The organism is Staphylococcus sp. HMSC14C01 (genome assembly GCF_001808085.1).
Lineage (GTDB): Bacteria > Bacillota > Bacilli > Staphylococcales > Staphylococcaceae > Staphylococcus > Staphylococcus hominis.
This window is the reverse complement of record NZ_KV792053.1, coordinates 75,637-87,778: the sequence shown is the minus strand read 5'-3', so window position 1 is coordinate 87,778 and position 12,142 is coordinate 75,637. Positions and strand designations below refer to the sequence as shown.

Annotated in this window: 11 protein-coding genes; 9 read left to right on the top strand and 2 right to left on the bottom strand. The window is 31.2% G+C overall.

Features of this window, described 5'->3' with window-relative positions; translation table 11 throughout:
- Positions 1 to 34 precede the first annotated feature (34 nt).
- A complete protein-coding gene (locus tag HMPREF3131_RS10475; RefSeq protein ID WP_048761201.1) occupies positions 35 to 412 on the bottom strand; it encodes a DUF3899 domain-containing protein in 378 nt (125 codons plus the stop codon).
- A gap of 231 nt (positions 413 to 643) precedes the next feature.
- Here HMPREF3131_RS10475 and opp3b point away from each other — a divergent pair, with 231 nt between their 5' ends.
- From opp3b to HMPREF3131_RS10450, 5 genes are read left to right on the top strand one after another with little or no spacing between them, the layout of a single operon-like run.
- Entirely contained in the window at positions 644 to 1,570 is a 927-nt protein-coding gene (opp3b, locus tag HMPREF3131_RS10470; RefSeq protein ID WP_017175826.1) for an oligopeptide ABC transporter permease, read from the top strand.
- Positions 1,570 to 2,634, top strand: coding sequence for an oligopeptide ABC transporter permease (opp3C, locus tag HMPREF3131_RS10465; RefSeq protein WP_048761203.1), 1,065 nt, complete (start codon positions 1,570 to 1,572; stop codon positions 2,632 to 2,634). The genes opp3b and opp3C overlap by 1 nt, the downstream gene beginning before the upstream one ends.
- A 17-nt stretch (positions 2,635 to 2,651) precedes the next feature.
- A complete protein-coding gene (locus tag HMPREF3131_RS10460) occupies positions 2,652 to 3,737 on the top strand; it encodes an ABC transporter ATP-binding protein (RefSeq protein ID WP_019835660.1) in 1,086 nt (361 codons plus the stop codon).
- Entirely contained in the window at positions 3,724 to 4,674 is a 951-nt protein-coding gene (locus tag HMPREF3131_RS10455; protein WP_019835659.1) for an ABC transporter ATP-binding protein, read from the top strand. Before HMPREF3131_RS10460 ends, HMPREF3131_RS10455 begins: the two co-directional genes overlap by 14 nt.
- 24 nt (positions 4,675 to 4,698) lie before the next feature.
- A complete protein-coding gene (locus tag HMPREF3131_RS10450) occupies positions 4,699 to 6,357 on the top strand; it encodes a peptide ABC transporter substrate-binding protein (RefSeq protein ID WP_048761206.1) in 1,659 nt (552 codons plus the stop codon).
- A gap of 50 nt (positions 6,358 to 6,407) precedes the next feature.
- Here the strand turns inward: HMPREF3131_RS10450 and trpS are convergent, their stop codons facing one another.
- Positions 6,408 to 7,397: a tryptophan--tRNA ligase gene (gene trpS, locus HMPREF3131_RS10445; RefSeq protein ID WP_017175817.1), complete on the bottom strand. Its 990-nt coding sequence runs from the start codon at positions 7,395 to 7,397 to the stop codon at positions 6,408 to 6,410.
- A 268-nt stretch (positions 7,398 to 7,665) separates the two neighbouring features.
- Here trpS and spxA point away from each other — a divergent pair, with 268 nt between their 5' ends.
- From spxA to pepF, 4 genes are all read left to right on the top strand, one after another.
- Complete coding sequence (gene spxA, locus HMPREF3131_RS10440) at positions 7,666 to 8,061, top strand: transcriptional regulator SpxA (protein WP_002448146.1); 396 nt, start codon at positions 7,666 to 7,668, stop codon at positions 8,059 to 8,061.
- Positions 8,062 to 8,259: 198 nt separating this feature from the next.
- On the top strand, positions 8,260 to 8,979 hold the full coding sequence (gene mecA, locus HMPREF3131_RS10435; protein WP_048761209.1) for an adaptor protein MecA: 720 nt from the start codon (positions 8,260 to 8,262) through the stop codon (positions 8,977 to 8,979).
- A 112-nt stretch (positions 8,980 to 9,091) separates the two neighbouring features.
- Positions 9,092 to 10,069 (top strand): competence protein CoiA, encoded by a 978-nt coding sequence (locus HMPREF3131_RS10430; RefSeq protein ID WP_048682892.1) that lies wholly within the window; start codon positions 9,092 to 9,094, stop codon positions 10,067 to 10,069.
- Positions 10,070 to 10,114: 45 nt separating this feature from the next.
- Positions 10,115 to 11,923 (top strand): oligoendopeptidase F, encoded by a 1,809-nt coding sequence (gene pepF / locus HMPREF3131_RS10425; RefSeq protein ID WP_048761211.1) that lies wholly within the window; start codon positions 10,115 to 10,117, stop codon positions 11,921 to 11,923.
- Positions 11,924 to 12,142 lie beyond the last annotated feature (219 nt).

The window sequence follows — 12,142 nt, the reverse complement described above, 5'->3', positions numbered from 1 at the left end:
TTGTTAGGAATTATGTCCCAGCCTCTTTTTATGTTTATAGAAAAATTGAAATAAGAATAGTCAAAATGAAGTAAAATGCACATAGTATTAGAGCAGGTAGTAACCATGTTGAAATGGTATAATGCTCTTTTTTTACTTGTTTTGGATTGAAAAAGTCATCGTTCTCTAAAGTTTTTTTCTTAGAGCGAGAAGCGAGTTGATAACGCATGCGTCTAAAACCAAAACTTGTAGCATCAAATATACCTTCTTGTACAAGGAGAATTAAAAATAACAATATAAATAATACAAGTGATATATAAAATAAGATATTAATAAATGAGACAAACGAATGTTGAGTTACGAACATCCAAAGTAAAAAAGTACATATGAGTGGCAAAAAGAGCCATATAAACCAAGTTTTAATATTGTTCATGTATACCTCCGACTTTTTTATCTATATAGTCTAATTTACTGTAAACTTACTATAAATAAAATCTAAAATTTATATTCTTTTAAATAATATATATAAAAATTACACTTATATTAAGAAAATGTAAAATTATATTGCAATTTTATGAAAATAGTATATATAATATGTATAAATATTTCTGAAAATTTTGAAGGGAATGTTAATTTTGAATATTTAGTAAAGGGGGACTATATGATGACGCGATATATATTAAAACGTTTGGGATATATGGTTTTATCGTTATTTATTATCATCACAATTACATTTTTCTTAATGAAAATGATGCCTGGATCACCATTTAATGATGCTAAATTAAGTGCTGAACAAAAAGCAATTTTAAACGAAAAATATGGATTAAATGATCCAGTAGCAGTGCAATATCTTCATTATTTAAAAAATGTAGTAACTGGAGATTTTGGCTATTCGTTCCAATATCATAATCAACCAGTTTGGTCATTAATTAAACCGAGATTGATTCCTTCTATGGAAATGGGTATTACTGCAATGATTATTGGAGTGATTTTAGGTTTAATTTTAGGCGTAGCTGCTGCTACGAAACAAAACACTTGGGTAGACTATACAACTACTGTTATTTCAGTTATAGCAGTATCAGTACCTTCATTCGTCTTAGCAGTACTATTACAATACGTTTTTGCAGTACGTTTAAGATGGTTTCCAGTGGCAGGATGGGAAGGATTTTCAACAGCAGTATTGCCTTCCTTAGCATTATCAGCAAGTGTAATGGCCACAGTAGCTCGTTATATTCGAGCTGAAATGATAGAGGTACTAAGTTCTGATTACATATTATTAGCAAGAGCTAAAGGTAACTCGCCGATAAGAGTCCTTTTTGGACATGCATTAAGAAATGCATTAATTCCTATTATTACAATTATTGTTCCAATGTTAGCCGGTATTTTAACAGGGACTTTAACTATTGAAAATATCTTTGGTGTACCTGGTTTAGGGGACCAATTCGTTAGATCGATTACAACAAATGATTTCTCAGTTATTATGGCTACTACAATTTTATTTAGTACATTATTTATCGTTTCAATTTTTATCGTAGATATTCTTTATGGTGTAATTGATCCAAGAATCCGTGTACAAGGAGGTAAAAAATAATGCCTGAAAATTTTAATAAACCATTTGATGACCATTCAAATGCAGCGATGTCACATACCTCTGAGGGAGCGGTTGGGACGGATTTTGTTATTAGAGAACTCGATTTAAATAAAGAACCAGAAATACAACGTGAAAGTAAAAACTTCTGGCAAGATGCTTGGACACAGTTGAAAAGAAATAAACTAGCTATTGTCGGTTTGATTGGACTCATTTTAATTGTCATTCTTGCATTTTTAGGACCAGCATTTAGTAAACATGATTATGCTGAACAAGATGTTACTAGACGAAATTTACCTGCTAAAATTCCAGTACTAGATCAAGTACACTTTTTACCTTTTGATGGAACAGGGGCAGATGGTAAGAGCGCTTATAAAGAAGCGGGCGTGAAAGAAAATTTTTGGTTTGGTACAGACCAATTAGGTCGTGATCTTTGGACTAGAACATGGAAAGGTGCTCAAATTTCATTATTTATTGGCATTGTAGCTGCTGCACTAGATATCTTTATAGGAGTCGTTTATGGTGCTATTTCAGGATTTTTTGGGGGACGTGTTGATAATGTGATGCAACGTATTTTAGAAATTATAGCATCTATTCCTAATCTTATTATTGTTATTTTATTTGTATTGATATTTGAACCATCTATTTGGACGATTATTTTAGCTATGTCTATCACTGGATGGCTAGGTATGAGTAGAGTAGTGCGTGGTGAATTTTTAAAACTAAAAAGTCAAGAATTTGTAATGGCTTCAAGAACATTAGGGGCTTCAAAATTTAAATTAATTTTTAAACATATTTTACCGAATACACTAGGTGCCATTGTAGTAACATCTATGTTTACTGTACCAAGTGCAATTTTCTTCGAAGCATTTTTAAGCTTTATTGGTATAGGGGTACCTGCACCGAAAACATCACTTGGTTCACTCGTAAATGATGGACGAGCAATGTTGTTAATACACCCACACGAATTATTTATTCCAGCTACAGTATTAAGTTTATTAATTTTATTCTTTTACTTATTTAGTGACGGATTACGCGATGCATTTGATCCAAAAATGCGTAAATAACAAAGGAGGCAAAATCTATGTCAGAAAGAGTGTTAGAAGTCAACAACTTGCATGTTTCCTTTGATATTACTGCCGGGGAAGTGCAAGCGGTTAGAGGAGTAGATTTCTTTTTAAATAAAGGGGAAACATTAGCGATTGTCGGAGAATCAGGTTCTGGCAAATCTGTAACAACAAAAGCAATTACAAAATTGTTCCAGGGGGATACAGGGAGAATTAAAAAAGGGACAATTAATTTTTTAGGGGAAGATTTAGCAATTAAATCTGAAAAAGAATTAAACAAACTTCGTGGTAAAGATATTTCTATGATATTTCAAGACCCTATGACGTCATTAAATCCTACGATGCAAATTGGTAAGCAAGTTATGGAACCTTTAATAAAACATCGTCATTATAGTAAATCTGAAGCAAAAAAACGTGCACTTGAGATTTTAAATTTAGTAGGACTGCCTAATGCAGAAAAAAGATTTAAAGCATATCCTCATCAATTCTCTGGGGGTCAACGTCAAAGAATTGTTATTGCAACTGCATTGGCGTGCGAACCTAAAATTTTAATTGCAGATGAACCAACGACAGCACTTGATGTAACAATGCAAGCACAGATTTTAGATTTAATGAAAGAATTACAACAAAAAATTGAAACATCTATTATTTTTATTACACATGACTTAGGGGTAGTAGCAAATGTGGCTGATAGAGTGGCTGTTATGTATGGAGGGCAAATGATTGAGACTGGAAATGTCGATGAAATCTTCTATGATCCAAAACATCCATATACATGGGGATTATTATCTTCAATGCCTGATTTAACGACAAGTAACGAGACAGAGTTAATTGCAATTCCAGGTACTCCGCCTGATTTATTACATCCACCAAAGGGTGATGCATTTGCAAGACGTAGTCAATATGCACTAGACATTGACTTTAAAGAAGTTCCACCATGGTTTAAAATATCACCTACTCATTATGTAAAATCATGGTTATTAGACGAACGCGCTCCAAAAGTTGAACCGCCAGAGATGGTACAAAAGAGACAACGTCAAATGCCTAATAATTACGACAAGCCACGTCGAGTAGAAAGGGTGTCGTTCGATGGAGAAGAATAAAGAAATATTATTAGAAATTAAAAACTTAAAGCAGTATTTTAATGAAGGTAAACGTAATGAAGTTAGAGCAATCGAAGATATTTCATTTAATATTTATAAAGGGGAAACATTGGGATTAGTAGGAGAATCTGGATGTGGAAAGTCTACAACTGGAAAAGCCATTATTAAATTAAATGATATTACTGATGGTGAAATTCTTTATGAAGGACAAGATATTCAGAAGATTGCTAAAAGAAAAGATTTATTAAAATTTAATAAGAAAATTCAAATGATTTTTCAAGATCCATATGCTTCTTTAAATCCACGTCTAAAAGTCATGGATATTGTAGCAGAAGGTATTGATATTCATAAGTTAGCAAGTGATAAAAAAGATCGTAAACGTCGAGTATATGATTTGCTAGAAACAGTAGGTTTAAGTAAAGAACATGCGAACCGTTATCCACACGAGTTCTCTGGTGGACAACGTCAACGTATAGGAATTGCTCGTGCTTTAGCTGTAGAACCTGAGTTTATTATTGCAGATGAGCCAATTTCTGCATTAGATGTTTCTATTCAAGCTCAAGTAGTGAATTTAATGCTGAAATTACAAAAAGAACGAGGTATTACTTTCTTATTTATTGCCCATGATTTATCAATGGTCAAATATATTTCTGATCGTATAGCAGTAATGCATTTTGGAAAAATTGTAGAATTAGGATCGTCTGACGAAATTTATTATCATCCTTTACATGATTATACTAAATCACTATTATCTGCTATCCCTCAACCTGATCCTGATAGTGAAAGAACAAGAAAACGAATTGTGTATGAAGAAGATGAATCTAAAAATGCAGAACGTAGACTGCAAGAAATTAGACCTAATCATTACGTTTTTGTAACAGATGAAGAAGCAGTACGTTTAAAAGAACAAGATCAAACTCATCTTCAACATAATTAAGTCTGAGGAAGGGAGGACAAGAATGTGAAGAAAAAATATAAATATTTAACGCTATTAGTTATTTTCACTTTAATACTATCAGCGTGTAGTAACAAAAAAAGTTTATATTCTGATGAAGGACAGGTATTCAGAAAAATAATTACTCAAGATATAACTACTTTAGATACAGCTCTTATTACAGATGCTGTTTCTAGCGATGTTGCTGGTCAAACTTTCGAAGGATTATATTCAATAGATAAAAATGACAAAGTAACTTTAGGTGTAGCAAAAGAAACACCACAAAAAAGTAATGGTGGTAAAACGCTGACTATCAATTTAAGAAAAGATGCAAAATGGTCAAACGGAGATCCTGTAACAGCGCATGACTTTGTTTATGCATGGAGAAAAGTTGTAGATCCAAAAACCGCCTCTGAATTTGCATATATAATGAGTGATATAAAAAATGCAGATTTAGTTAATACTGGAAAAAAACCAGTAAATTCTTTAGGAATCAAAGCGTTAAATAAATATAAACTTCAAATTGATTTAGAAAGACCAGTACCGTACATAAATGAATTACTTGCTTTAAGTACGTTTTATCCACAAGATGCTAAAATTGCCAAAAAATATGATAAAAAATATGGAACGAATGCTGAAAGAGCAGTTTATAATGGGCCATTCAAAGTTATCAATTGGCAGGTAGAAGATAAAATACAATTGGTTAAAAATAATCAATATTGGGATAAGAAAAATGTCAAATTAGATAAAGTAAATTATAAAGTTTTAAAAGATCAACAAGCTGGCGCTTCTTTATATGATACTAATTCAATCGATGATACAATCATCACTTCTGAACAAGTAGATAAATATAAAGGCAGTCAAGAATTAAACTATCGTTTAACTGCTGCTACTTTTTATATTAAAATGAATGAAAAAACAGTGCCTGAATTTAAAAATAAAAATTTGAGATTAGCTATTGCACAAGCTATCAATAAAAAAGGGTATGTAAAAACTGTTTTAAATGATGGGTCTCTTGCTTCAAATAATTTCACGGGAATAGGTACAGCGAAGACGCCTGACGGTAAAGACTTCGCAAGTACAGTTGAGTCTCCTTTAAAATATAATCCTAAGGTAGCAAAACAAAATTGGGAAAAGGCAAAAAAAGAATTAGGTAAAAAAGAGTTTGCATTTACAATGAATACGCAAGATACACCAGCTGCTAAAATAGCTGCAGAGTATATTAAATCTCAAATTGAATCAAACTTACCAGGCGTTACATTAAAAATTAAACAAATGCCATTTAAACAAAAAACCACTTTAGAATTAGCTAATAATTACGAAGCGACTTATTCAGGTTGGAGTCCAGATTATCCTGATCCAACAGCATTTTTAGAAACAATGACTAAGGATAATGCTCAAAATAATACTGATTGGGATAACAAAGAATATAACAGGCTTTTAAAAGAATCAAATAGTTCATTGTTACGTGAAACAGAAAAAAGAAATGAAGCGCTACAACGTGCGGAAAGTATCTTACTTCATGATGCACCAGTAGCTCCTGTTTATCAAAAAGGTGAAGCACACTTAACTAATCCACAGGTCAAAGGATTACAGTATCATAAAATTGGTCCAGATACTACACTGAAACATGTATATATCGATAAATCAATTGATCGTGAAACAGGAAAAAAGAAAGATAACTAAAATAAGACCACGAGTATTTTACTTATACTCGTGGTCTTATTTATAATGATTTATCTCTTACGTCCTAAGCCCATTGCACGTTCCATTTTTTTCAGTGTTTTAAAAGAAGCTTTTTGAGCTTTGTCACGCCCTTGATCTAAGATGTCATCCAATCTATCTGAATTATAAAATTCGTTATATTTTTCTTGGAAATGTACTAAAAAGTCTTTAACTACTTCTGATAAGTCTGTTTTGAATGTTCCGTATCCTTCATTCTCGTATTGTGTTTCAAGCTCTTTAATAGATTTATTAGTTAAACTTGAATAAATTGTAAGTAGGTTAGAAATTCCTGGTTTATTGTCTTTATCAAACTTGATAATACCATCTGAATCAGTTACAGCGCTTTTAATTTTTTTCGCTGCAACATTTGGTTCGTCTAGTAATGAGATAAAGTTTTTTTGATTATCATCACTTTTACTCATTTTCTTTGTTGGATCCTGTAAACTCATTACACGTCCACCAACTTTTGGCATACGAATTTCTGGTTTAACTAATATATCGTTATAACGACTATTAAAACGTTCTACTAAATTTCTAGTAAGTTCCATATGTTGTTTTTGGTCTTCACCTACGGGCACAATATTTGTATTATAAATAACAATATCAGCTGCCATTAAAGGTGGATAAGTTAATAAACCAGCTGGAATACCATCTGTACGTTTTTGCGCTTTATCTTTATATTGCGTCATACGTTCAAGCTCGCCAACACTTGAAATGGTTGTTAACATCCAACCGGCTTGAACATGTGCTGGAACTTCTGATTGAATAAATAATGTTGATTTATCTGGATCAATACCTGAAGCTAAATAAATTGCTGCTAACTGACGAATTTGTTTACGCAATTTGATTTTATCTTGTGGGACAGTAATCGCATGTTGGTCTACAATACAAAAGTAACAGTTGTAATCGTTCTGTACGTCTGAAAATTGTTTTAATGCACCAATATAGTTACCTAATGTAGGTATCCCACTTGGCTGTATTCCTGAAAATAATGTCTCCATATAGATGCCTACTTTCTTTAAAAATAATTCATTTTAACTAGATTATAACAGTATTTTTTTAAATTGTAAGTTATGTTATAATAGAGATACACATAAGAAATTAGATTTTGTAGAGAAATTTTTAGAAAATTTGAAATTTCTCAGAAAAATTAGGATTTTCTCATTTAATTTTAATGTTAGCATATTATACTTATAATATAAGCTTAAGACAAATTAGCATAATTATTAATATAATGAATAATATTTATTCAATAGGAGAGTGAGATGTATGGTAACATTATTTACATCACCAAGTTGCACATCTTGCCGTAAAGCGAAAGCATGGTTACAAGAACATGACATTCCGTATACGGAGCGTAACATTTTTTCTGAACATTTAACAATTGATGAAATTAAACAAATTTTAAAAATGACTGAAGATGGAACAGATGAAATTATTTCAACTCGTTCTAAAACTTATCAAAAATTAAACGTAGATATTGATTCTTTACCATTGCAAGATTTGTATACAATTATTCAAGATAATCCTGGACTATTACGTCGTCCAATTATTTTAGACGAAAAACGCTTGCAAGTTGGATATAACGAAGATGAAATCAGACGTTTCTTACCTAGAAAGGTTCGTACTTTCCAATTACAAGAAGCTCAACGTTTAGTCGACTAATATTTAAAATTTAACAACATATTATTTAACAGCACTGGCTTAGCTATAGTGCTGTTTTTTATAATAAAAAAAGGGAATATAATATGATATAGTGTCCTATTTAAAATAGTGAAATTTAATCAAACAAATAAATTGTAATTTAACTTACGTTCTAATACAATATGGTTACTATTCATCGACTGTAAGGAGTGAGATGATATGAGAATAGAACGCGTTGACGACACAACTGTGAAATTATTTATCACTTATGGTGATATTGAAGCAAGAGGATTTAGTCGTGAAGATTTATGGACAAATCGTAAGCGTGGTGAAGAATTCTTTTGGTCAATGATGGACGAGATTAATGAAGAAGAAGATTTTGTAGTCGAAGGACCTCTTTGGATTCAAGTACATGCATTTGAAAAAGGCGTGGAAGTTACAATCTCTAAATCTAAAAATGAAGAAGCAATGAACATGTCAGATAATCATGCAAATGAACAATTTGAGGAACAAGTGAATGAATTGCTAGCTAATACATTAGAACAAGAAGAAAGTATTGAAGATTTATTTGAACAACGTGCACAACAAAAACAAGCACATAAATCTAAACGTAAATCATCACAACAACGTTCTAGTTTAAGAACAATTATTGTGAAATTCGAAGACTTAGAAGAAGTCATTCATTACGCTTATCATCATAATCTATCTACAGATGAGTTTGAAGATTTATTGTATATGAGTGATTCACATTACTACTATGCAATTCACTTCGATAGTACTGTTAGCCAAGAGACAATTAATGATAGCTATAGTCAATTACTTGAATTCGCTTATCCTAGTGATAAGACAGAAGTGTATTTAAATGATTATGCTAAAATTATTATGAGTCATAATGTTACTTCACAAGTACGTCGTTATTTTACTGATTCAGTAGAATAATATATAACGATTAATCGAGAGTAGAGAAGAAATTTAAAATGAATTTCTTTTCTACTCTCTTTTTTTAAAGTAAATGAATCACCTTAAACGTTTAATAGTATGAGGTGAATGCATGTTAGTAGCGATTAATCGTAATAATGAAACTGTATATGCTCATCAAGCTATCATTACTGAAGAATACCGATGTCCATATTGCAAAGAAAAACTTCTTTTAAAAAAAGGGTTAAAAAAGATTCCGCATTTTGCTCATGTTTCTCAAACTAAAAGAAGATGTATGAAAAATGAAACAGAAAAACATTACTACGTTAAATTTTTTATTGCTCAACGTCTAAAACAATATCACTTTAATGTTGAAATAGAGCCTTATTTTTCTGAAATTATGCAGTATCCTGATATTCTTGTGAATGCAAAAGTAGCTATAGAAGTTCAATTTTCAAGAATAAGTATAAAAGAGGTCAAATCTCGATCAAGAGGACTTGAACAAATTGGAGTAGCAGTTATTTGGATTATCGAACAAGTACAATATCATAAGGGTTATTTATACTTGAACACATTTCAAGCTTATTTCATTAATCCGATTGATAGAACGCTATATAGTTGGGAGCATGAAAAACAACTTATAGTAAAATATGTCAATATACAACATATTGGTGGCCGAAAATTTATTGCGCATAGACGAATGATTCAAATTTCTGAATTGTTATCATTCAATGAACAAAAGAATGAGTCATATTGTTATAAATTGTCAAATAGACATATCAGTCGTTATATTTTTAATTGTAGAAAAAAACGTTCAGTGCTAGAACCGTCTTTAAGTGCTATGTATCAATTACAAATAACTGACGATGAGGTATGTAGAGATACAGGTTATATTTTTTCGTATCAAATTTTTATTGAAAATCATCCAGTACAATGGCAACTCAAGCTGAAGTTGTTGTTAAAACATAATCTTCCCAAGCAGTATTTAATGTCGTATTTGAAATTCAGACAATTTTATCTACTGGATATTAATAAAGAAGAAATTACTTTAAAGTTAATAGATGATTATATTCAACAAATAAGCGGGAGTTTAAACGTGCAAAATAAATAAAAGAATGAGAAAATTATAACATTAATTCATTTAGGAGGTACATGTATGAGTCAACAACTTACTAGAGAAGAGCAAGAACGAAAATATCCAAATGAAACTTGGGATTTAACAACTATTTTTGAAAGCGATGAAGCTTTTGAAAAGGCATTAAAAGAGGTAGAGAGCTATCTAGGTAAAGAAGAACAATTTAAAGGACATCTAGGAGATAGTGCTAAAACTTTATATAATGCTTTAGCTTTAGAAGATGAGATTGGAACACAATTAGAAAAGGTATATGTTTATGCACATCTAAAACAAGACCAAGATACATCTAACGATAAATATACTGGTTTTGAATCTCGTGCGCATCAACTCATCATAAAAATTAGCTCAGCATGGAGTTTCTTAGTTCCAGAGATTTTGCAAATTGATGAAGAGAAATTAGAATCTTTTATTAAGAGTAACGATGATTTAAAACGTTATGCATTTGACTTGAAATTAATTAATGAAAAACGTCCGCATATTTTAGATGCTGATAAAGAAAAATTATTAACCCAAGCGCAAGATGCATTATCAACTCCAGAAAATGTCTATGGTATGTTTAGTAACGCTGATTTAGAGTTTAAAGATGCAGTAGATAAAGATGGGAAAAAACATCCTTTAACACAAGGTACATTTATTAAATATTTAGAATCAGATGATCGTAAATTACGTCAGTCAGCTTACAACAACTTATATGAGGCGTATGGTGCATATAACAATACATTAGGTTCAACTTTAGCTGGTGAAGTTAAGAAAAATATTTTCAATGCGCGTGCGCATAACTATAAAACGGCACGTGAACGCGCTTTAAGTAATAATCATATTCCTGAAGAAGTATATGATAATTTAGTTGCAACAGTTCACAAATATCTTCCATTGTTGCATAAATACACTCAATTGAGAAAAGAACTTTTAGGTATTGATGATTTGAAAATGTATGACATCTATACTCCATTAGTTAAAGATGTTAAATTTGAAATGCCATATGACGAAGCTAAAGAATGGATGCTAAAAGCCCTAGAACCAATGGGAAAAGAATATTTAGATGTAGTGAAAGAAGGTTTAAATCATCGTTGGGTAGATGTTTATGAGAATAAAGGAAAACGCTCAGGTGGTTATTCTTCAGGCGCACATTTAACTAATCCATTTATTTTATTAAATTGGTCTGATACTATCTCTGATTTATATACACTTGTTCATGAATTTGGACATTCTGCACATAGTTACTTTAGTCGTAAAAATCAACCATCAAACTCTAGTGATTATTCTATCTTTGTAGCTGAAGTTGCTTCAACATGTAATGAAGCTCTACTAAGTGATTATATGGATAAACATTTAGATGATGATCGACGTTTATTATTACTAAACCAAGAACTTGAGCGTTTCAGAGCAACATTATTCCGTCAAACTATGTTTGCTGAATTTGAACACAAAATTCATCAAATTGAGGAAGCGGGAGAACCATTAACTTCAACTCGTATGAATGAAGAGTATGCTAAATTAAATAGACTATACTTCGGTGATGTAGTAGAAACAGATGATCATATTAGTAAAGAGTGGTCTCGTATTCCACACTTCTATATGAATTATTATGTATATCAATATGCAACTGGATACAGTGCAGCTCAAAGTTTAAGTCATCAAATTTTAACAGAAGGACAGCCTGCTGTTGAAAGATATATAAATGAATTCTTGAAAAAAGGTAGTTCTAATTACCCAATTGAAATTCTTAAGAATGCGGGTGTAGATATGACTACACCAGAACCTATAGAGCAAGCGTGTGAAGTTTTTGAACAAAAATTAAAAGCATTTGAAAAATTAATGAAGCACTAAAAAGAGTGTATTCGTTTTCAATGTGTCTAATTTGTGACATTTAGGGTGGAAATGTAGTTTAATATTGAAACGACGTTTTGAGCGTGTTATATTATATACATGAAATTAATCACATAACAAACATACCCCTTTGTTTGAAGTGAAAAATTTCTCCCATCCCCTTTGTTTAGCGTCGTGTAATCAGACACGGCGTTTTTTTTATGCTTAATTATTAAATCA